Genomic DNA, 20,409 nt, shown 5'->3' on the forward strand with positions numbered 1-20,409 from the left:
GGCGATGGCGGAGGGGTTCCACACGTACCCATCCCGAACACGACCGTTAAGCCCTCTAGCGCCGATGGTACTTGGACCGCAGGGTCCTGGGAGAGTAGGACGCCGCCAAGCGAACTCTTTCATCATACATAGAAAACAGGCTTTGCATGTGGACGTTGTACGATGAATTGCATTTGCACCGCAAATGCATATTATTCCCTGATAGCTCAGTTGGTAGAGCACTCGACTGTTAATCGAGTTGTCACAGGTTCGAGCCCTGTTCGGGGAGCCATATGGAGAGGTGTCCGAGCTGGCCGAAGGAGCACGATTGGAAATCGTGTAGGCGTCACAAGCGTCTCGAGGGTTCGAATCCCTCTCTCTCCGCCATAATATCAAGGCCCGTTGGTCAAGGGGTTAAGACACCTCCCTTTCACGGAGGTAACAGGGGTTCGAATCCCCTACGGGTCATATTAACTTCAAAAAAAGAAGTTGATTTTTACAATAAGATTATGGTAAGATCATAAATGTGTTGTTCGGAGGCTTAGCTCAGCTGGGAGAGCATCTGCCTTACAAGCAGAGGGTCGGGGGTTCGATCCCCTCAGCCTCCACCATATAACTTTTATAACGACGCGGGGTGGAGCAGCCCGGTAGCTCGTCGGGCTCATAACCCGAAGGCCGCAGGTTCAAATCCTGCCCCCGCAATTATACTTTCCTTGAGAAAGTGATCTGGAACCGTGGTGTAGTTGGCCTAACATGCCTGCCTGTCACGCAGGAGATCGCGGGTTCGAATCCCGTCGGTTCCGCCATTTAATCTTTACATGAGGCAAACTGTTCACTACATCTGCTGTATGGCACTGATGCCCTATATAAAGTGTAAGGAAATAAGATTAGACTTTATTATGGCTCGGTAGCTCAGTCGGTAGAGCAGAGGACTGAAAATCCTCGTGTCGGCGGTTCGATTCCGTCCCGAGCCACCATTTTTAAAACAATTTAATATGCCGGTGTAGCTCAACTGGTAGAGCAACTGACTTGTAATCAGTAGGTTGGGGGTTCAAGTCCTCTCGCCGGCACCATGTAATCCTGGAGGATTAGCGAAGTGGCCAAACGCATCAGACTGTAAATCTGCTCCCGTACGGGTTCGGTGGTTCGAATCCATCATCCTCCACCAGTTTTAGGGGCATAGTTTAAAGGTAGAACAACGGTCTCCAAAACCGTTGGTGTGGGTTCAATTCCTGCTGCCCCTGCCAATTAACTTTTTAGAAACCTAACTTTTTGTGGCGATCGTGGCGAAGTGGTTAACGCACCGGTTTGTGGATCCGGCATTCGGGGGTTCAATTCCCCTCGATCGCCCCTTTGTTTTTTCATTTTTTATTGGGGATTAGCCAAGCGGTAAGGCAACGGACTTTGACTCCGTCATGCATAGGTTCAAATCCTATATCCCCAGCCATTATGCGGACGTGGCTCAGCGGTAGAGCATCGCCTTGCCAAGGCGAGGGTCGCGGGTTCGATTCCCGTCGTCCGCTCCAAAATATGGCGCCATAGCCAAGTGGTAAGGCACAGCTCTGCAAAAGCTTTATCCCCAGTTCGAATCTGGGTGGCGCCTCCAGTATATGCCGGCGTGGCGGAATGGCAGACGCGCTCGACTCAAAATCGAGTGGGAAACCGTGGAGGTTCGAGTCCTCTCGCCGGTATATTGAATAGCCCTACAGATTGCATAAGCAATTTGTAGGGCTATTTTTATTTTATAAGAGATAATTTTTGCATAGTAAGGAAAGTGGGACGTTAATAAAGATTGACGTATGTTTTTATTCAGTATATTGTAGATAAGTGAAGTCTTTAATATAAAGGAGTGAAGCAAAGTGATTACTGAAAAAAATATACTGGATACAGACCTGTTATTCAATCTCACTGTATGGGAAGAAGCATGGAAGAATCGTCCGAGAAGTTCAAAGTATAAGAAGAAAAGTGCACCATTTAATACAGAAGAAGCATTTGAGCGGTGGGCCAGAGATTATCATGTACAATCGTTTACTGAAGAAGGGAAACAGCGGTCTGAGCGCATTATGGGCTGGATTGAAAACCAGGGAGTAGAGTTCGCGGGCTTGTCCATTTTGGACATTGGAGCGGCCTCAGGCATATTTACCATTCCTTTTGCTGAAAAGGGAGCAAGGGTAACCGCTGTTGAGCCTTCTGAACTGCTTGTCTCACTCATGAATGAAACGATACCTTCAGCCCTGGAATCTAATATTGAAATAGTAAAAGAGCGTTTTGAGGAAATCTCCATTCAGGATAAGGGTTGGGAGAAGAAATATGATTTTGCATTTGCTTCCATGTGTCCAGCCATGTCGGATTGGGAAACAATTGAGATGGCGATCAACTGTGCTCGTAAGTATGTGTATATAAGTACTATAGCTGGACAGAAGGAACACACACTAATGGATGAAATTAAGGATGTACTTGGGATCAGTTCTTCATACAAGGCTGGTGATATGGGATATATCCAACAGTTACTGTATTTGAAGGGTTATTCATACACGATGATCATTACAAGAGAAGTTAATTCATTTGAAGTGCCGGTGGAAGAGATTATTGAGAAGCTGCCAGAATGGCTTAATACGTATGAGTTACCAACAGATAAGGATTCCCTCAGACTGGCTGAGAAGTATATCCGGGATACATATAAGGATAGTAAGGTGACCTTCTCACGTGGAGCAAGGTTTGGTAAAATTCTGATCCAACTTGAACAACCTAATATGAAAACAATCCGTTCCAAGGATAAACGTTAAATCGTATAAGCTGGGTACGTGTCTGAGGATCAGGAATCGAGACGGACAACGTAGTTTAACGTCTAAGATGACGCTGGGAAGCATCACATCGCTGCGCAAAAAGATGAACGTTTGAAACATATGAAGTTAAGTTTATAGAAGTGAAATTGTAAGTGAAGGGAGCAGGATATGTGCTCCCTCTTTTTTTGAAGCCAATAACTAATCAACCGCTTTGAACCAGACCCCCGTTTATTTGGAGATGTTCGAGACAACGAAAAAACAAAGCACATATCTAGTTTTCAGAGAATGATCTCTGAAGCATATTCCCTGATAGCTCAGTTGGTAGAGCACTCGACTGTTAATCGAGTTGCCACAGGTCCGAGCCCTGTTCGGGGAGCCATATGGAGAGGTGTTCGGGCTGACCGAAGGAGCACGATTTGAAATCGTGCTCTTATTCTAATTTCTGTTCGACACTTCTGCTTTCTGCTTGCGCTCCCGGTACTGACCGGGAGTGATTCCTTCCCATTTACGAAATGATCGGATAAAGTTCTGCGGATTGTTGTAACGAAGTCGTGCTGCGATATCTTTAACCGTCAGATCACTTTCGTCCAGCCATTTTTTTGCGATATTAAATCGGTACTTGGTCAGGTATTCACTAAATGCACAGCCGGTCTCTTTGCGAAAAACGCTACTTAAGTAGTTGGCATTATAGTGAAGCTTAACAGCACATTCCTCAAGCGTCAGATCCTTATCGTAATCTTGATGAATCATGGCAATCATCTTCTCTGATATATGTTGGTACTGGGCGTACTGTCTCCCTTTAAAAACCTGAATGATGGGCAAGATGACTTGATGGTTAAACCACTCCTCAACTTCAGCACCGTACTGCAAACCATGAAGCTCATGAAACATCGATCCATTGCCTTGTGATATCTGTCCGAGTCTTATACCGGATTCCTGGGTCATTTGCAAAATATGCGTCAGCAGCCTCGTAAAGGCCACCTGATATTCCTCTGGCGTACACTCCATACCAAAGATTACTTCCAGGACCTGATGCAGAAGAGCAGAGGCCTGGACTTCGTCCGCACTTTGAATAGCTTGGATCAACGAGTATTCCAATGATTCCGGATAGGTCATGGACCAAGCTGGAACATAATGATCTATGTTCTCATATTGAAAGATAATACCTGTCCCCAGCTTCATTCGATGCTTCAAAGCTTCCATGGCTTCTGTGTAAGCCTGAGGGATGTGGTATAGGGAGCTATGCGGCTGACTGAAGCCAATACTGACCTGAAGAGCCAGAATCTCATCAATCTGTTGTTGTAATTGGTCTGTTAATACATATAGTTGATGTGAAAAAACAAATTGATCCTGCTCAACGGTGCCAATCACCGTGACAACCGTATGTTCCAACACGATAGGAAGCAGTTGTTGGTTATGTACAACCGTTTCCTCCAATATATTTTGAACAGCGAATAACAGGAGGTCACGATCATTGGCACTGTATTTTCTGTGATTAACAAGATCGGCTTGTAGTGCAATAACAGCAATTTGTTGCCATTCTCGAACCTGATGGGTGTAGCCATATTCATTCAAGGTGTCATGTAGAGTGTGAACAGGGCTTTTACCCTGGAAGAGATTCATCATAAAATGAGTGCGAATCTGTAATAGATGCATATTTAGTGTGTTCTCCAGTTGGGAGCGAGATGCCGATAATTGTGAGACACCTGCTCTAATCTGTTCGAACTCATCAAACAACTCTGGTGATTGCTGAGTCAAAGTACTTCCTTCTTTGGACAGGCGGTTGTCACCAAGTTGGGTTAGAAGTTTACGAATTGGAATATGCATTCGTTTGGAGCCGAGCCATGCGAGCAATAATGAAAGCAAAAGCAGGAAGATACTGATATACAAGGTGTGTAATCCGATATCGATATATTCCTGTGTCAGAATGTTGGTGGGTGAGATTAGAACATAAGTCCATCCTTTTAAGGTAGAAGGGCTATACGTCAGGGAATAGTGTGTATCGGCGATCTTGACTTCTCGTTCTTCAAAGCCTGTTGAAAATGTGATGGGTGATAGTCTGATTATGCTGGCTTCCGTATCACGATCTTGTAATCCAACTGCAGACAACGGTTGTCCAATATATACGGGATCGGGATGCACCATGATACGGTGTTCCCGATTTAAAATGATCAGTCCTGAGGCAGCATTGCCTAAGGAGGCTTCACCTAGCGTGTTTTGCAAAGAGCATGCAGGAATTCCGGCAATTAAGGCTACATCGGAAGACGCATTCAAATTCGGAATAGATCTCGCAAGAGCAATATGGTAGATACAGCCTGTACCGGGCGACCGCTCATCATTACTGAACACCGATGAAGGGGAGAGCTGCCATCCGGAGGTTAACGTATCCGAGATCAAATCCTTCATGGGAAGTGCCAGTGGGAAATCGGTATTACGATATAATCCGGCATGGTCAATAAGCCAATTCTGGGATTGATTCACCAATGTGATATCCAGCAAAGGTTCCCACGACCTCATATTCTGAAACTCACTCTGCAGCTTATCGGCAAGTAGAGGTCCTTTCCCTTGAAGTGAAGAAGAAGCAGACAGGGAACGAAGGGTTACTGGAGATCGAACGGCCTGATCAAGCATATAACTGACTGTAGCGAGTTTGTGTTCTACGTTGGATTGCATTTGTTCCAGCAACTGCCTGTTAGCTTGTGTACGATGCAGTTCAGTTTGGTTTGATGAATAGATAAACGCGGCAATCCCCGTTAACAAAATGGGCAGGGTGCTTAGCAGGATTCCGAAGATGATCATTTTATGGAGATAGCTGATTGGTCGCACAGTTTAAGTTCCACCCCTGACATTAGAAATAGTAACACTTTCTATTTTAGTAAACGCTTACATATAGAACAATCTAAATTTTGTTTATTTGGATAAATAAGTAATTTTATTTTGGGGCAAAAGACATTGGCACTGGATTATTGATATGTACTCCTTTTGTAATGAAAACCTGGGGTACAACTTCGATGGATTGCCGAATACGGAATAAGGGGAAACGAAAGTGAAGGGTAAACGTAAATAGAGAACAAGGACATCATTGTTACTACCGGACGATATCGGGTGAAGTAGAGCCTGGATACGGGTAATAGAAGGGATCTGGAGTGCTATTCAGCTTAGGTGGAACGATGGTCTTATACCGGGACAGTCAAAGGTCCAACTAGATCCCCGACCTGAGTCTAGGATGAAAAACCGTCCACGGTCTGTTTTGAAAAGTCTCAGAATCACCTAGAATAAGGACATAAGGTTAAACAAGAAACACGGAAACAAAAAACAAGAAACAAACGAACAAATGACTTAACCAATTAAAATGAACGAACGGAAAGGGCGGTGAACAACAATTATGAGATTGAATAAGGGAAATGGCTGGGCGATTGTATTGATTGCACTGGGTGCACTACTCCTCTTCGGAAAGTTAACTCCTCTTCTTGGACACTTAATGGGTTATCTGATTCCGGTCCTGATGATTGCACTGGGATATTACGGAGTTAAACGAGGGAATGTGATGCTTGGCTGGATTGTTCTCATCATCGGTATCATCTCACTGATGGGCAAGCTGGCATGGCTGATCGGACCGATCATCGCGATCGGGTTAATCATCTTTGGTATCTCAATGCTAAGCAATAACCGTAGTCGTCGTGGTCGTTACTAAGCTTTCAGGATTATGAAAAGGAGGGACAGAACATAATGAGTGTATTTCGTCGAATGCGGGATATTACCGTAGCCAATCTGAACGAACATTTGGAGCAAAGTCAAGATCCAGTCAAACTGATTGATCAGTTCCTGGTCTCGACCCGCCAAGACATCGGTGAAGCCGAGAAACTTCGTCATCAATATGCAAGCCATACCAGACAAATGAAACAACAAGCCGATCAGGCAGCAGGTATGGTGAACAAACGGGAAGAGCAGGCTTCCATGGCTCTGAAAGCAGGGGAAGAACATCTCGCTAAGCTGGCCTTGCAGGAGAAAATCCTCCATGAGGAAAAAATGGAACAATACAATGAATTGTATGCACAAAGCTATGCGGCATTACAGGAGCTGGATGAACAGATCGACCAGCTGAAGGTTGAATATCAGAATGTGTACAGCAAACGCCAATATTACTACGCTCGTATGCAGACGATTCAGTTACAGCAACGTATGAATCAGAGAGGCAATCACAACGGTCAGAATGTACCTCGTATGTTTAACCGATTGGATGACCAAGTCTCCGATCTCGAATATGAAGCACAAAGTCTCCGGGATATCCGGCGGATGAGCCAAGACGGTTCAGGAGTGACTGGCAGTATGTCATCCTCTGCGCTGGATAAGGAACTGGAGCGTTTAAAACAGAAATTGAACAATGACAGAAAGGAGTAGTCACATGAGTAAATTATACCGCTCGGCGCGTAATCGAAGGCTAACCGGTTTGATCGGCGGCATTTCTGAAAATCTCGGATTGAGTACCACGCTGCTACGTATCATCTTCTTCATCAGTATTTTCGCTACGGGGGGTACATCATTGTTGATCTACTTCATCGCTGCATTGGTCGTACCCAAGGAATCCAATCACGTTGATCCATATGCTTATGGTCCCAACGCAAGAGGATATAAGTAAACGAAAGGAGAAAGCACATGAGCAAATTATACCGCTCAACGCGTGACCGGATGTTAACCGGCTTGTGCGGCGGAATTTCCGAAACCATCGGGATGGATTCCACCCTACTGCGGATCATCTTTGTTATCAGTATCTTCGTAACTGGCGGCACGTCGTTGTTAATATACTTTATTGCAGCACTGGTAGTACCAAAAGAACCGTATCCGCCTTATGATCCATATGGTTACGGTCAGGGCCCAGGCCCTGGTCCTGGCAGAGGATACAACAACTATGATCATCAGGCACCAAGAGGTCCTTTTCAAAATAACCAAAACCAACAAGGTCCTGGCAACTTCGGTCCTGGCCCAGGATACAACAGCAGACCCCAATCTGGTCCGCGCTCTTATGATAACAACGCCTACGGAGCAGGAGCACCGCAAGAAAGTGAACTTGATTCCATGATGAAAGATATCGAGAAAAAAGCACTGAAAAAAGAAGTTGAAGAGCTTCGCCAAAAATTATCTCGTTACGAGAAGGGAGAAAAGTAAAATGGGAGTATTTAAACGGATTAAGGATATGACGAAAGCATCGGTAAATGATATGTTGGATAAAGTAGAGGACCCGATTGTAATGTTGAACCAGTACTTGCGTGATATGGAGGCTGAGATTCATGAGGCAGAGGTAACTGTTGCCAAACAAATGGCAAATGAGCGTCGCATGAAACAACGTTTGGATGAAGCGGAGCGTACTTCGGTACAACGTGAGTCCCAAGCAGAAGCTGCTCTGTCTAACGGTCAGGAAGAAGTGGCACGCAAGTTGTTGGAAGAGAAAATCTACTTTGATCAAAAAATTACGGAGTACAGCGAACTGCATGCACAGTCCGAAGCACAAGCAAAAGATCTGTTGCAACAGTTGCATGATATGAAAGATGAGTTCTACAAAATGCGCAACAAACGTAATGAACTTGTATCCCGTGCACAAATGGCAAAAGCCAAAAAACAAATGTCTTCCATCAACAGCTTGCATTCGATCGAAAGTGGCGGCGCATCACTTGGATTCCACCGCATGGAAGAGAAAATCATGCAGCTGGAAGCTGAAGCTGACGTAGCTCGTGCACCTTATCGCAACACATCATCCACGTACACAAATCCTGTAGATGTGGAAAAACAGTTCAAAGTGGATCAGCAATTACAAGCCCTCAAGAACAAAATGGGCAATGGTTCCAAGAATGAAGCGAACGGAACTTCAAAAGAATAACTGTTCGCTTAGTGGACAATATGATATTCTATAAATCGTGTATAATGTACGGTTGGTAGAAAAAAAGTTAAGCCATACAGGACTTCATTGCCTGGTATGGCTTTTCCGTTGAATAAAGAGAGATTAACTTACAGAGGAGGTGCGGTGGGGATGAATCAAAAGAGTAAATGGCTTGCAGTTGTCATTATGATTATTGGCACAATGATGTTATTGAATGACAATATTAACTTCCTGACCGCTGCCGCACTGATTCTGTTAACGGTTGGAATGCTTCAAGTCCGCAATGGGGATACCCGCAAAGGTCATCGGTATCTTGGCATTGGTGCGGCACTGTTATTGCTGGATAATTTAATGATTGTATTTTTGATTGTACTTGCTTCGTTAGCTTACTTTTATTCCAAAAACAAAAAGATTCATCTGGACGAAGGCGTTATGAAGAAACAGAATTTCATGGCTCGGTACTACTGGGATCAATCATCCTGGACGTTACGTAGTATGAGTCTGTGGCATGCCATAGGTGAGGTTAACGCCGATCTATCTCTTTCGATTCCGGAGGAGAAACAAACAATTGTGCTGCTGCAAGGAGTTATGGGTAATGTTCGCCTTACGCTACCAGAAGATTATGGTGTAGAGATTGAAGCATCGGTTCTTTTCGGCCGGATTAATCTTCTTGGAGAACAAGATAGCGGCATGATGAACAAATTAGTATGGAGAACGCCTGGATATGAATCCAGTGAACATAAAGCAAAATTTGTCATTTCTTATATAGTTGGCGACCTAAGCATCAGTAATCCGTAGTAATATAGATGAAGAGAAGGAGGAGACCCCGATGAAGACAAAACGACATACCGACATGGTAACCCGAAGTATGGGTGAAGGGATCCTCCTGGTTTTCATTGTGCTCGCTGTTATTTTGTATGTATTGTATACATATGGTTATCTTGCTCCGTTTACAGGTTGGCGTCATCTGATTCAATCGGGTCTGGCCTTATTGCTGCTTCTGATTGGAATCGGTGCGGTCTTTGGGTTCTATCAGAGTTACCGGGTTAAACGCCGGCTTGAACTGCTGCGGGAAACACTTCTACTGTGGGAGAAGGGCTCTCTATCACGCACTGTACCTGATCTGGGCGATGATGATGTGGGTCGTCTAAGTGACCAACTCGGACGAATCGGCAAAAAGTGGGAAGATCAGGTATCTTCGCTCCAGCGATTGTCTACTCATAATGCACAGCTTGCTGAACAAGCCAGAATTACGGCTATTGTGGAAGAGCGGCAGCGTTTGGCACGGGAACTGCATGATGCGGTGTCGCAGCAATTGTTCGCGATATCCATGACAGCAACGGCCGTTGGACGGAAGATGGAGAAGGATTTTGAACGTGCTCAGCGGCAGGTGGCTCTGATTGAGGAGATGGCTTCGGTAGCTCAGTCCGAGATGCGTGCGTTACTGTTACATCTGCGGCCAGTTTATCTGGAGGGTAAACATCTCGAACAAGGTCTGCGTGATCTGGTGATGGAACTGAAAACAAAAATACCCATGGACATTGTGCTCGAAATGGACGAAGACATTGATCTGATCAAAGGCATCGAGAATCATCTGTTTCGAATCGTTCAGGAGGCTATGTCCAATACATTACGGCATGCAAAAGCGGAAAAAATGGAGATACGGATCCAGCGCCGTACTGATGCGATCCGGGTATTGATTCGTGATGATGGGCAAGGCTTCGATCTGGATGAGAATAAACAGGCTTCCTACGGTCTGGCTAACATGCGTGAACGTGTTACGGAGATTGGCGGAGCCATACATTTTGTAACAGCGCCTGGTAAGGGAACGCGGATTGAGATTACGATACCTTTGATGAGCGATGAAAGCGAGGAAGAACATGTCAATGGAACCGGAAGTCGAAACGGAGACGGAAACGTCGATCAAAGTATTGCTCGTGGATGATCATGAGATGGTACGTATTGGTCTAGCTGCGGTACTGGATACCGAAGATGGAATTGAAGTAGTTGGTGAAGCAGGTAGTGGAGAGGAAGGCATTCGGCTTGCGCAGGAATATAAGCCTGATGTTGTTCTGATGGACCTGGTTATGGAAGGAATGGACGGTATTGAGGCTACCCGTCAGGTGCTCAAAATGTACCCGGAGTGCAAAGTCATCGTATTAACCAGTTACCTGGATGATGAAAAAATGTATCCTGTCATTGAAGCAGGCGCATTCAGTTATCTGCTAAAAACATCAAGAGCCAATGAAGTGGCAGATGCGATTCGCGCAGCCGCTCGCGGGCAATCCGTTCTGGAGTCACAGGTCGCTTCGAAAATGATGAATCGATTCCGGCAGCCACAGGCAGCAGCTCCTTTGCATGATGAATTGACGGATCGAGAAATGGATGTGCTGCGATTGCTCGCCAAAGGCAAATCGAATCAGGACATCGCTGATGACCTGATCATCGGTATCAAGACAGTCAAATTCCATGTCACGAATTTACTGGCAAAATTGGGCGTAGACGACCGCACACAGGCCGCGATCTATGCTTATAAGAATGGACTTGCAGAGTAATAACAAGAACTATATGCAATAACATAATCAAGCCAAAGAACCGTACTTTTAATGTGCGGAAATTATAGATAAGAGATGATTATATGAATTGAACTAAAGATTTACACAAAACGGAGAGGACAGAAAGAACCTGAAGAAGCGAAGCGCTCGCCTTTATCCCCAGATTTTCACCTTGAAAAAGGGAATTAAAAAAATCTGGGGATAACAGCGATCGGAAGGTTGTTCTGTCAGCGGAGTGCGAGTGTAGATATTGATTAGTTCAATTTATCTAGAAAAGGATGAATGGAAAGCTCCGATCTGCCATGCATGTGGCGGGTGGGGCTTTTTGCTGTGTTCTGAAGAAGTATAGCTAATGCGGGAAAGGGGCATGCTGTTGATAGATTCATAGAATGCAAGAAAGAAGCGGGGGATTCGAATGTTAAATCGTTGGATGACAGCAGGTATATTGGCAATAGCAATTATTATTCTTATTGGTGTGACACAGGTATACGCAGAGAAGAACGAACCCAAAGCAGCCCAACTGGAACAGTTAATCTATACTGCTGACAGTGTAATTGATAATGTCGATCGTCTGGTGATTAAATGGCAAGGAGAAGGTAAGGGAGATGCACAAGCGCAGGCCGTATTACTGGCTAGTCACTTAGGGCTTGAACCACCGATGCAGGTACGTCAGACGGGCCACGATGTGTACCGTAGTGAGCTGGTTGTAGGTGTATCTACTGGGGGCGTAGGCATGTTGGTCAATGTCGTCGATACAGGAGACAACGGATACTATGCCATCGTGCAGTTATCAGGTGATACACACACGGATCGGAAAAGATTAGTAACGTCACATGAGCAGGTGGATCAACTGTTTGACGACTCGGGGATGAAGGCAAGCTGGAATGTGTCAGTGCAGGGGACGGCATCCACGGCTGTTGAACATGATGCGAGTCAGCAGCTGGAATTGATCGAAGAACAGCTGTCCAAAAAGGTGGATATCACCTCCGTTGAACGTTATACGGATGTAGCCAGCGCAAGTGTCTCTTATGAGGCGGTTAAGCTGCCCTTGTCGATCAAGAGTGGCACGCATATGTTGAATATGCAACTCGCAGTTCATCAGGTTGGTGACGAGATCGACAATCGAATTACGGTGGGGTTTCCGGTGATTACGATTGAATATTAAGGGATGAATTATACATGAATTCGGACCCAATATTGAGCATCTTTATCAGAAAAATGAGTGTGAAATAGTGCATCCGTTCAGTTGATATGCTAAAATGGCATCACATCCAAGAAGGAACTTGCTGGTAATTGACGGTTGTATGTCGTGCATATATAACACCATTACATAGCTCGGGGAGAGCGTAAGGTCATCTTCCCGGAAGAAAGAGGAGCCCATGGTCGAAAAACAATCGCAAGATGAAGTACAGACACCAGGCGCAGTATTTTTCATTTTTGGAGCAACGGGTGATTTGGCCCGCCGGAAGCTGTTTCCGGCCATCTACAGTCTTTACCGCGAAGGCAAGCTTGCTGAAGATTTTGCGGTAATTGGCGTAGCACGTCGTCCGAGGTCCCCAGAAGAATTCCGGGAAGACATCTATGAATCCATTAAGGAATTCTGCCGTTATCCAGCGGGGGAACCTGATGAGTGGAACGCTTTTGTCGAGCATTTTGAATACAAAGCACTGGATATCAATAATGTGGAAGGATTCAAAGAGTTGCGTGAGCAGACGGAGCATCTGGAAGCGAAATTTAACACGCCGGGTAATCGGCTGTTCTATCTGGCACTGGCACCTGAGCTGTTTGGTAGTGTCTCGTACAGTTTGCGGGACGGTGGTATGCTGGAAAGTCAGGGTTGGAACCGATTGGTGATCGAAAAACCATTTGGTTATGATCTGCAATCCGCCGAACATCTGAATGAGCAGATTCGTGAGGTTTTCCGTGAAGAGGAAATCTATCGAATTGACCATTATCTGGGCAAGGAAATGGTGCAAAATATCGAAGTGATCCGCTTCGGGAATGCTTTTTTCGAACCACTCTGGAACAATAAACATATTGCCAACGTGCAGATAACGCTGGGTGAGACGGTAGGCGTGGAAGAACGTGGCGGTTATTATGATCACTCCGGAGCGCTGCGTGATATGGGGCAGAATCATATGCTTCAGATGCTGACGATGATTGCGATGGAACCGCCAAGTCGCCTGTTCCCGGAGGATATTCGGGATGAAAAGGTGAAGGTATTACGCTCTCTACGGGCGTTCACCTCGGATGAGGAAGTGAGCAACAACGTTGTGCGGGGGCAGTATGCCGAAGGGGAGTACCGTGGCAAGCAGCTTCCCGGTTACCGCCAGGAGGACAAGGTTGACCCACAGTCGAATACGGAGACGTATTTTGCCGCGCGTGTATTTGTTGATAATTTCCGCTGGGCAGGTGTGCCATTCTACATTCGGACAGGCAAACGTCTACCAGTGAAAACAACAGAGATCGTAGTCGAGTTCAAGTCGATGCCAAACAACGTGTACCTTGGGGAAAAATATAAATTGGAACCGAATCTCCTGGTCATTCGGGTGAATCCGATGGAAGGCATATATATCAAAATCAATGCCAAGAAACCGGGCTCGGATTCCGAGATTCAGCCACTCGCGATGGATTTCTGTCAGAGCTGCATGATCGGAATCAACTCGCCTGAAGCGTATGAACGTCTGCTGCACGATGCAGCAGAAGGGGATTCTACGTATTTCACCCGTTGGGACGAAGTGGCAACGGCCTGGTCTTTCGTAGATCGGATCGCTGCAGCCTGGGGCCAGAATCAGGGAGAGTTACACACGTACCCGGCTGGAACATGGGGGCCAGAGGCGACCGATAAGTTGCTGGAGCAGGATGGATTCCATTGGTGGCCGGTGAATGGTCAGGATGAGGATCGTGTGATCTGGCAAGTCAACAATTAAAGCTATTCGTTCATAAGATGAAATGATTAAGGGGCTTGGAAAGAGCGCGGATGAAGCGAACTTTCCGGGCTTCTTTTTGCTGCGAGAAGATGGAGGGAATGCGACTGGATAAATATATTTAAATTAAGTTGTTGACAAAAAGTAAGTATATAACTTATACTCAACACAAGAGATAAAGAGTTACGCAAATGACAAACTTAACCCGATGAATTTCTCGGATAAGTGCACCATTCATGAGATGAAATGTGAACCATTTGAAGGGGTTTGACACCACATCATGAAGAAAAAAATTTAGCATAATATCTTTAATCTAAGAATACTATTTTGTATATATTGAATGGAGGAAAAGTAAATGATGTTGGACTTAGGATTGTTGTTGATTCGTTTGGTGATTGGATTGTCGTTCATGGCGCACGGGGCACAAAAGCTGTTTGGATGGTTCGGAGGTTACGGGATCAAGGGTACAGGCGGCTGGTTTGAATCGATGGGGATGAAACCAGGTGCATTGGTAGCGTTACTGGCTGGACTCGCTGAGTTCGGTGGTGGACTGTTGCTGGCTCTGGGTCTGCTCACACCGGTAGGCGGCATTCTGATTGCATTGACGATGGTTATTGCGATTGTGAAAGTCCATGGTGCGAACGGTTACTGGTCCACACAGAACGGATTCGAATATAATCTCGCGATCCTGGTCGTTGGTGTAGCGCTGGCTCTGACGGGTGGCGGACAATACGCGCTGGATGCATTGATTTTCTAAACTCGATAACGAGAAATGAATGAGGAGTACCTGAATGCCATGATCATGGCTGAAGGGTGCTTTTTTTTGCAAGGGAAAAGAGAAGAATCTTCTGTAGTAATCGGTTATTTTCGGTACAGATTATGGTACAATAGGAGAGTTGGGTTAAGAAGCAGTTCACGGTATGGATGAAAGCACAGATTTGAGGAGGATGAACTCCATTGTAAATGTGTAAAATTAATCTAGTGAGTAAATACCTCGTATGCAAAATGACCAGTGTACAATCAACCGGCCTCGCCGGATTGCATAAAGATTGAATGATGGACCGGCCATGCCGGATTAACGTGAATGAACGGACGAAAGGGATTAAACCTATGAGCAAAGCTGCAAATGATATTCTTCAACAGGAAGTGGACAAACGTCGGACGTTTGCCATTATCTCTCACCCGGATGCGGGTAAAACCACATTAACCGAGAAACTGTTGCTGTTCGGGGGCGCGATTCGCCTTGCGGGAACGGTAAAAGCTCGAAAAGCTAGCAAACACGCCACAAGTGACTGGATGGAAATTGAGAAACAACGGGGGATCTCGGTTACCTCTTCCGTAATGCAATTTGATTATCTGGATCATCGCGTCAACATTCTGGATACTCCGGGTCACCAGGATTTCAGTGAAGATACGTATCGTACACTGACGGCTGCCGATAGCGCAGTAATGTTGATTGACGTGGCAAAAGGTGTCGAGGCACAAACGATCAAGCTGTTCCAGGTGTGTGCGAAGCGTGGCATTCCAATCTTTACGTTCATCAACAAACTCGACCGTGAGGGTAAAAGTCCATTTGACCTGATGGAAGAGCTTGAAAATGTACTGGGAATTCGTTCGGTTCCGATGAACTGGCCAATTGGTACAGGTCGCGAGCTGTGCGGTGTGTACGATCGGATGAAAAATCAGGTGGAATTGTTCCAAGGGGACGATCACTCGACGATTAAAGTACAAAAGGTAGATGGTTATAAAGATCCAATTATTCGTGAGATGGCTGGAGAATATCTGCATGATCAATTGTGTCAGGATCTGGAGTTGTTGGATATCGCGGGCGACCCGTTCGACATGGAGAAAGTTCAACGCGGTGAACTGACCCCTATTTTCTTCGGTAGTGCGATTAACAATTTCGGCGTACAGACTTTTCTGGAGAATTTCCTGGAACTGGCACCGAAACCTGAGCCACGTCGCAGTACGGCAGGAGAGATTCAGCCAACGAATGAGAAATTCAGCGGCTATGTATTTAAAATTCAGGCGAACATGAACCCTGCGCACCGGGATCGTATTGCATTCCTGCGTATTGTGTCAGGCAAGTTCCAACGTGGAATGAGTGTGAAGCATACTCGTGTGGGCAAAGAGATTAAGCTGTCACAGCCACAGCAGTTCCTGGCACAAGACCGGGATATTGTAGAAGAGGCGTATGCCGGCGATATTATCGGTCTGTTCGATCCGGGTATCTTCCGGATTGGTGATTCATTGAGCCAAGGCAGCGAAGTTATTTTTGAAGAATTGCCAACGTTCTCGCCAGAGATTTTCGCTAAAGTTACCGTTAAGAATGCATTGAAACATAAACAGTACCAAAAAGGAATTGACCAGTTGACGGAGGAAGGAACCATTCAGGTGTTCCAGACGGCAAGTTTCGACGAGACGATTCTCGGCGTAATTGGTCAACTTCAGTTCGAGGTATTTGAATACCGGATGAAAGGCGAGTATGGGGTAGACGTGCAATTGCAGCGTATGCCGTATCAGTTCGCTCGCTGGATCGTGGACGAGAATCTGGACGCAAGCAAATTCCGGATTAACTCTGCGCTTGTAAAAGATAAAAAAGGGAATTATGTAGTGCTCTTCGAAAATGAGTACGCAATGAGAACGGCTATGGATAAAAATCCTACAGCTCAATTCCTTGAGACTGCGCCTTAAGTGAAGGCATAAGTATTCCGTAGTAATCATCAAAAGGGTTAGTCGAACATGACAAGCTGATGCGATGAGATAGAGCTTGTTAAAAAATAAGATCCCTCCGCCGATTGGCGGGGGGATCTATTGCTATACACCTTACTTAAAGGCAGGTATGATCCAGCCGAATAAGGGAAAGCTTTCTTTTGCAGACAGAACAAACGTTATGATGGTTACCTTACCCCTCCATACTCCAATTAGCGAAGCGGTTGGACGGGAATGGTGTGCAGATGCTCCTGTGCGATTTGAATGAGCTCTTCCTGCTTGGCAGGTTCTGTGTTCTTCCAGATCATCTCGAAAATGGCGCCAAGTCCAGGTAATGCAGCTTCCGGTCCATCTACTGAACCTTCAATCATCTCCCGGAGCTGATCATCACTCTTGTCATGAACTTTATGAACAATCGCTTCACGCAGGCTTAATGTAATGGGCATCGCAATTCCCTCCTCGTATATTCGGCTGCTCTAATACTGTTCCCAGGGAAGCGTGAGCGCATTCAAGTTTATCAGGCTTTGTGGTATACTACGAAGGATTATTTACGTTAGCATGGGTATCCGTAATGATGCGTCATGCTGAAGTGCAGCGGGAGGTTAAAGACCTAATGGCCAAGAAACAGTATGCCGTAATTGGCATGGGACGGTTCGGATCAAGTGTTGCCAATGCACTGAGTGGCATGGGATTTGATGTGCTGGCAATCGATGCGGATGAGCAGCGGACTCAGGAAATGTCCAATGTGGTGACCCATGCAGTGTCGGCAGATTCAACAGATGAAGAAGCGCTACGTGCGCTGGGCATACGGAATTTCGACGTTGTCGTTGTGGCGATTGGTGAAGATATTCAGGCGAGTATTCTGACAACCCTGATATTGAAAGATATGGGTATACCCGTTCTGATCGTAAAAGCTCAAAATGAGCTTCATGGTAAGGTGCTGCAGAAGATTGGAGCAGACAAGGTGATCTATCCTGAGCGGGATATGGGACTACGTGTAGCCCATCATCTGACCTCGCCTAATATACTGGATTACATCGAGTTGTCTGAGGATTACAGCATTCTGGAGATGAGAGCTTCCGAGCAAATGATCGGTAAAAACCTGATGGAATTAGACATCCGGGCACGTTTCGGTTGTAACGTGATGGCGATCCGCAGTGGGAATTCGATGAACATCTCGCCATATGCGGAGGACCGGATCGAAGCTGGAGATGTGCTGATCATTGTGGGTCACAAGGATCACTTGACGAAAATGGAGCTTGCATATCCGAAGTGATGGATGCAGATGGGAAGGATGGAAGAATGGATATTGTATCACCGCAAAATACCCGTGTAAAAGAATGGGCACAGCTGCTGGAGAAAAAGCATCGTACCCGTCAACATAAATATATTATTGAAGGTATTCATCTTGTACAGGAGGCATTGCGCGCCGGAGCAGATCTGGAGTGCATCGTGTACGACGGGGAGCAAGGCGTACCGACTGAACTTGCAGGGCTTGAGAATCCGCTTCAGCGTGTGGAGTGGGTCAGTGTATCACCTGCGGTTATCGGCAAATGTACCGATACGATGACTCCACAGCCTGTATTTGCAATTGTACGTAAAGGCAGGGAGCCACTGGAAAGCCTGATCGCCGGAGCGCGTGGGCTTGTCGTGGTGCTGGACGGAGTGCAAGACCCAGGGAATGTGGGAACGATTATTCGGAGTGCGGATGCAGCTGGAGCAGCGGGTGTCGTACTCGGCGCTGGTTGTGCTGATGTGTATAACCCGAAGACGATTCGCTCGACGATGGGGTCACTATTCCATCTGCCCATTGTGGAGGGTCAGTTGGAATCCTTGCTTCCCGAAGCGAAGGCTGCAGGCGTGAAGCTGGTAAGTACTTCTTTGCAGGCAGAGCATTCATGCTATAGTTATGATTTTACGCAATCGGTATGGCTCGTGATTGGCAACGAAGGTAAGGGCATCTCGGATTCCACGGCACGTTTGGTGGATGATGCGATTACGATTCCGATGCAGGGACAGGCAGAGTCGCTTAACGCTGCAATGGCGGCAACGATTTTGCTGTTTGAGGCGATGAGACAGCGGATGTTTAACTAACTAATAATTCCTGTCCAATTTCAAATTAACTGTCCCTAACTAAAATTAACTTTCCCCAAACCACCAAAGGCTGGAACCTGGTTGCCACTTTTTCCAACCATTTTTCCAGTCTTTTTCTCTCCTCTTAAAGCTCACAGCAGGGATTTTCCATTCAAATCCCGAATAGGTAATCAAGCAGAAGCCCAGACTAATAAAGGATTTTGGATAGGTGGTGGGGTTTTACTCAGGCATTTCCCAGGCTCTTACCCAGGCGTTTTAAATGGCGATCCTTGCTTTTCTCAGGCACTTCTCTACCCCTTCAGGGACACAAATCATTAGACGTTTTCGTGCACAATTGGACCAGTTTTATTCCAGTTTTCAGGGTGGGGGTTCAGCCTTTTTGGGACAGGAATCTTTATCCCAGAACTGGAAACGAGGAAGTTGCAGCACTTGTGAAGACTTTAAGGTAACAAGACCAAGCATGAAGAAGTATTTCTTGCACTGAGCATCAATGGCGGCGATTTCCTTGTCGATAGATTCCTGTTCCTTTTGGATAGAGGTGAATGAAGAAAAGTGACCTGCGAAAATGGTATATTAGTGATATAGTTTCTATTTCTTAAGCTGATGGGCAGGTGTATAAATTGGAAATGAATAATGGAAAAGGAAAAACTCACCTTAGGGAATTTATGGCTTGGGCCGGGGAAAAGGGCTGGGACATAATGAGTAAATCCGGTTCGCAGTCACATTTAAACAGCAGCATTACTTCAAGATATAAAGGACTTCCAGATGAATATTTAGAATTTCTAAATGTAGTTGAAAAATGCGTTGCACCGGATGAGCAAACCTGGTTTATTTGTGAGGCTGAGTTCAACAATAGCACGGAGACCGCATTTCAATGGAATGAATTTGAAATGCTTAGTTTAGAGGCAGCAGAGGGTGATTCTATTTGGCAGTCAGAGATAACGGCTTGGTGGGATCATCACTTGCCGATCGTAATGTCTGTGGAAGATGGATATTCCTTCTATGCCATTGACTTAACAGCCGACAATGGGGCTATTGTCCGTGGATGTGAGCCTGAATTTGAAGAGGTTGAAAAGGTATCCGATTCGTTTGGAGAATTTCTGGCATGGATGATGTTGAATTCAGATTAGCGTAGCTAGGAAAGGTTGATGCTTAGTGATGGAAGGAAAATATGTGAAGTCATCACTTTCGTAAACGAGGCCGGGGTAAGGCGTGTTCGCCTAATGCTGATTGCCCTGACGGTTATACTTGTAGCCAGCGGCCTGACATTAGATTACTTAATGAAAGAACTTATGAAACGATATAGGAATTCTTAACTTATGATATAAAAATGGTTTATATAGCGTGATTTTATTCTCATTTGAGTATGTTCCAAGCATTTGCTACATATAAAATAATTCTTTACTGTTCATTCTAGAAATGATATGCTAACAGCAAGTTAGATCTAACTGCTTTTTTTTTATGAATTAAAGAATGATCGT

At 45.6% G+C, this 20,409-nt stretch carries 18 protein-coding genes, 16 tRNA genes and 1 rRNA gene; 33 read left to right on the forward strand and 2 right to left on the reverse strand.

All coding sequences use genetic code 11. From position 1 onward, the window contains the following. The 18 genes from rrf to WFI24_RS23530 all read left to right on the forward strand — a co-directional run. A 5S ribosomal RNA gene (gene rrf / locus WFI24_RS23445) occupies positions 1-111 on the forward strand; the annotation flags it as partial. Positions 112-195: 84 nt separating this feature from the next. Next, a tRNA-Asn gene (locus WFI24_RS23450) sits at positions 196-271 on the forward strand. 3 nt (positions 272-274) lie between these two features. Beyond that, positions 275-366, forward strand: a tRNA-Ser gene (locus WFI24_RS23455). A 9-nt stretch (positions 367-375) separates the two neighbouring features. Further along, positions 376-447, forward strand: a tRNA-Glu gene (locus tag WFI24_RS23460). A gap of 67 nt (positions 448-514) precedes the next feature. After that, a tRNA-Val gene (locus WFI24_RS23465) sits at positions 515-590 on the forward strand. A gap of 17 nt (positions 591-607) precedes the next feature. Further along, a tRNA-Met gene (locus tag WFI24_RS23470) sits at positions 608-681 on the forward strand. Positions 682-707: 26 nt separating this feature from the next. Continuing rightward, positions 708-785, forward strand: a tRNA-Asp gene (locus WFI24_RS23475). Between the two features lie 95 nt (positions 786-880). Next, a tRNA-Phe gene (locus tag WFI24_RS23480) sits at positions 881-956 on the forward strand. 20 nt (positions 957-976) lie between these two features. After that, positions 977-1,052: transfer RNA gene (locus WFI24_RS23485), tRNA-Thr, on the forward strand. A gap of 9 nt (positions 1,053-1,061) precedes the next feature. Further along, a tRNA-Tyr gene (locus WFI24_RS23490) sits at positions 1,062-1,147 on the forward strand. A gap of 5 nt (positions 1,148-1,152) precedes the next feature. After that, positions 1,153-1,226, forward strand: a tRNA-Trp gene (locus tag WFI24_RS23495). Between the two features lie 30 nt (positions 1,227-1,256). Next, positions 1,257-1,329 (forward strand) — tRNA-His (locus WFI24_RS23500). 22 nt (positions 1,330-1,351) lie between these two features. After that, positions 1,352-1,426, forward strand: a tRNA-Gln gene (locus tag WFI24_RS23505). 4 nt (positions 1,427-1,430) lie between these two features. After that, positions 1,431-1,505: transfer RNA gene (locus tag WFI24_RS23510), tRNA-Gly, on the forward strand. Positions 1,506-1,511: 6 nt separating this feature from the next. Further along, positions 1,512-1,585, forward strand: a tRNA-Cys gene (locus WFI24_RS23515). Positions 1,586-1,591: 6 nt separating this feature from the next. Next, positions 1,592-1,670: transfer RNA gene (locus tag WFI24_RS23520), tRNA-Leu, on the forward strand. Between the two features lie 168 nt (positions 1,671-1,838). Next, positions 1,839-2,765 carry a class I SAM-dependent methyltransferase gene (locus WFI24_RS23525; protein ID WP_336764558.1) on the forward strand — a complete coding sequence of 309 codons (927 nt, stop codon included), beginning with the start codon at positions 1,839-1,841 and terminating at the stop codon, positions 2,763-2,765. 303 nt (positions 2,766-3,068) lie between these two features. Next, positions 3,069-3,144, forward strand: a tRNA-Asn gene (locus WFI24_RS23530). Positions 3,145-3,200: 56 nt separating this feature from the next. Here WFI24_RS23530 and WFI24_RS23535 read toward each other — a convergent pair. Further along, positions 3,201-5,591 carry a helix-turn-helix domain-containing protein gene (locus WFI24_RS23535; RefSeq protein WP_336764559.1) on the reverse strand — a complete coding sequence of 797 codons (2,391 nt, stop codon included), beginning with the start codon at positions 5,589-5,591 and terminating at the stop codon, positions 3,201-3,203. Between the two features lie 559 nt (positions 5,592-6,150). Between WFI24_RS23535 and WFI24_RS23540 the strand changes: the two genes are divergently transcribed. From WFI24_RS23540 to WFI24_RS23595, 12 genes are all read left to right on the forward strand, one after another. After that, positions 6,151-6,459 (forward strand): LiaF transmembrane domain-containing protein, encoded by a 309-nt coding sequence (locus WFI24_RS23540; RefSeq protein WP_017692311.1) that lies wholly within the window; start codon positions 6,151-6,153, stop codon positions 6,457-6,459. Between the two features lie 35 nt (positions 6,460-6,494). Continuing rightward, on the forward strand, positions 6,495-7,166 hold the full coding sequence (locus WFI24_RS23545) for a PspA/IM30 family protein (RefSeq protein WP_336764560.1): 672 nt from the start codon (positions 6,495-6,497) through the stop codon (positions 7,164-7,166). A 4-nt stretch (positions 7,167-7,170) separates the two neighbouring features. Continuing rightward, the gene (locus WFI24_RS23550) at positions 7,171-7,404 is read left to right on the forward strand and encodes a PspC domain-containing protein (protein WP_145325032.1); all 234 of its coding nucleotides are present in this window, start codon (positions 7,171-7,173) and stop codon (positions 7,402-7,404) included. A 17-nt stretch (positions 7,405-7,421) separates the two neighbouring features. Next, positions 7,422-7,931 (forward strand): PspC domain-containing protein, encoded by a 510-nt coding sequence (locus WFI24_RS23555; RefSeq protein WP_336764561.1) that lies wholly within the window; start codon positions 7,422-7,424, stop codon positions 7,929-7,931. A 1-nt stretch (position 7,932) separates the two neighbouring features. After that, complete coding sequence (locus tag WFI24_RS23560) at positions 7,933-8,640, forward strand: PspA/IM30 family protein (RefSeq protein WP_017692315.1); 708 nt, start codon at positions 7,933-7,935, stop codon at positions 8,638-8,640. A 150-nt stretch (positions 8,641-8,790) separates the two neighbouring features. Then, on the forward strand, positions 8,791-9,438 hold the full coding sequence (gene liaF, locus WFI24_RS23565; protein ID WP_091020935.1) for a cell wall-active antibiotics response protein LiaF: 648 nt from the start codon (positions 8,791-8,793) through the stop codon (positions 9,436-9,438). Between the two features lie 31 nt (positions 9,439-9,469). Next, a complete protein-coding gene (locus tag WFI24_RS23570; protein WP_336764562.1) occupies positions 9,470-10,585 on the forward strand; it encodes a sensor histidine kinase in 1,116 nt (371 codons plus the stop codon). Beyond that, on the forward strand, positions 10,527-11,195 hold the full coding sequence (locus WFI24_RS23575; protein ID WP_091020933.1) for a response regulator transcription factor: 669 nt from the start codon (positions 10,527-10,529) through the stop codon (positions 11,193-11,195). Before WFI24_RS23570 ends, WFI24_RS23575 begins: the two co-directional genes overlap by 59 nt. Before the next feature lie 415 nt (positions 11,196-11,610). Continuing rightward, entirely contained in the window at positions 11,611-12,360 is a 750-nt protein-coding gene (locus tag WFI24_RS23580; protein ID WP_336764563.1) for a YwmB family TATA-box binding protein, read from the forward strand. A 214-nt stretch (positions 12,361-12,574) separates the two neighbouring features. Beyond that, a complete protein-coding gene (gene zwf / locus WFI24_RS23585; RefSeq protein WP_336764564.1) occupies positions 12,575-14,125 on the forward strand; it encodes a glucose-6-phosphate dehydrogenase in 1,551 nt (516 codons plus the stop codon). 355 nt (positions 14,126-14,480) lie between these two features. Next, positions 14,481-14,879: a DoxX family protein gene (locus WFI24_RS23590; protein WP_145325283.1), complete on the forward strand. Its 399-nt coding sequence runs from the start codon at positions 14,481-14,483 to the stop codon at positions 14,877-14,879. Between the two features lie 353 nt (positions 14,880-15,232). Continuing rightward, positions 15,233-16,816, forward strand: a complete 1,584-nt coding sequence (locus WFI24_RS23595; protein WP_336764565.1) for a peptide chain release factor 3 — start codon at positions 15,233-15,235, stop codon at positions 16,814-16,816. A gap of 230 nt (positions 16,817-17,046) precedes the next feature. Here WFI24_RS23595 and sspI read toward each other — a convergent pair whose 3' ends face one another. After that, entirely contained in the window at positions 17,047-17,280 is a 234-nt protein-coding gene (sspI, locus tag WFI24_RS23600; protein ID WP_036673259.1) for a small acid-soluble spore protein SspI, read from the reverse strand. Positions 17,281-17,408: 128 nt separating this feature from the next. Here sspI and WFI24_RS23605 point away from each other — a divergent pair, with 128 nt between their 5' ends. From WFI24_RS23605 to WFI24_RS23615, 3 genes are all read left to right on the forward strand, one after another. Continuing rightward, the gene (locus tag WFI24_RS23605; protein WP_145325284.1) at positions 17,409-18,110 is read left to right on the forward strand and encodes a potassium channel family protein; all 702 of its coding nucleotides are present in this window, start codon (positions 17,409-17,411) and stop codon (positions 18,108-18,110) included. Between the two features lie 26 nt (positions 18,111-18,136). Further along, positions 18,137-18,928, forward strand: a complete 792-nt coding sequence (locus tag WFI24_RS23610; RefSeq protein ID WP_336764566.1) for a TrmH family RNA methyltransferase — start codon at positions 18,137-18,139, stop codon at positions 18,926-18,928. Between the two features lie 626 nt (positions 18,929-19,554). Beyond that, on the forward strand, positions 19,555-20,058 hold the full coding sequence (locus tag WFI24_RS23615) for an SMI1/KNR4 family protein (RefSeq protein WP_336764567.1): 504 nt from the start codon (positions 19,555-19,557) through the stop codon (positions 20,056-20,058). The last annotated feature ends 351 nt before the right edge of the window (positions 20,059-20,409 follow it).

It is taken from the genome of Paenibacillus sp. USHLN196 (assembly GCF_037144955.1).
Lineage (GTDB): Bacteria > Bacillota > Bacilli > Paenibacillales > Paenibacillaceae > Paenibacillus > Paenibacillus xylanexedens_C.

What these genes read in the sequence shown, in the direction of transcription:
- WFI24_RS23540 (WP_017692311.1), top strand. Translation starts at nt 6,151, where the DNA reads ATGAGATTGAATAAGGGAAATGGCTGGGCGATTGTATTGATTGCACTG.
- WFI24_RS23545 (WP_336764560.1), top strand. Translation starts at nt 6,495, where the DNA reads ATGAGTGTATTTCGTCGAATGCGGGATATTACCGTAGCCAATCTGAAC.
- WFI24_RS23550 (WP_145325032.1), top strand. Translation starts at nt 7,171, where the DNA reads ATGAGTAAATTATACCGCTCGGCGCGTAATCGAAGGCTAACCGGTTTG.
- WFI24_RS23555 (WP_336764561.1), top strand. Translation starts at nt 7,422, where the DNA reads ATGAGCAAATTATACCGCTCAACGCGTGACCGGATGTTAACCGGCTTG.
- WFI24_RS23560 (WP_017692315.1), top strand. Translation starts at nt 7,933, where the DNA reads ATGGGAGTATTTAAACGGATTAAGGATATGACGAAAGCATCGGTAAAT.
- liaF (WP_091020935.1), top strand. Translation starts at nt 8,791, where the DNA reads ATGAATCAAAAGAGTAAATGGCTTGCAGTTGTCATTATGATTATTGGC.
- WFI24_RS23570 (WP_336764562.1), top strand. Translation starts at nt 9,470, where the DNA reads ATGAAGACAAAACGACATACCGACATGGTAACCCGAAGTATGGGTGAA.
- WFI24_RS23575 (WP_091020933.1), top strand. Translation starts at nt 10,527, where the DNA reads ATGGAACCGGAAGTCGAAACGGAGACGGAAACGTCGATCAAAGTATTG.
- WFI24_RS23580 (WP_336764563.1), top strand. Translation starts at nt 11,611, where the DNA reads ATGTTAAATCGTTGGATGACAGCAGGTATATTGGCAATAGCAATTATT.
- zwf (WP_336764564.1), top strand. Translation starts at nt 12,575, where the DNA reads ATGGTCGAAAAACAATCGCAAGATGAAGTACAGACACCAGGCGCAGTA.
- WFI24_RS23590 (WP_145325283.1), top strand. Translation starts at nt 14,481, where the DNA reads ATGTTGGACTTAGGATTGTTGTTGATTCGTTTGGTGATTGGATTGTCG.
- WFI24_RS23595 (WP_336764565.1), top strand. Translation starts at nt 15,233, where the DNA reads ATGAGCAAAGCTGCAAATGATATTCTTCAACAGGAAGTGGACAAACGT.
- sspI (WP_036673259.1), bottom strand. Translation starts at nt 17,280, where the DNA reads ATGCCCATTACATTAAGCCTGCGTGAAGCGATTGTTCATAAAGTTCAT.
- WFI24_RS23605 (WP_145325284.1), top strand. Translation starts at nt 17,409, where the DNA reads ATGCGTCATGCTGAAGTGCAGCGGGAGGTTAAAGACCTAATGGCCAAG.
- WFI24_RS23610 (WP_336764566.1), top strand. Translation starts at nt 18,137, where the DNA reads ATGGATATTGTATCACCGCAAAATACCCGTGTAAAAGAATGGGCACAG.
- WFI24_RS23615 (WP_336764567.1), top strand. Translation starts at nt 19,555, where the DNA reads ATGAATAATGGAAAAGGAAAAACTCACCTTAGGGAATTTATGGCTTGG.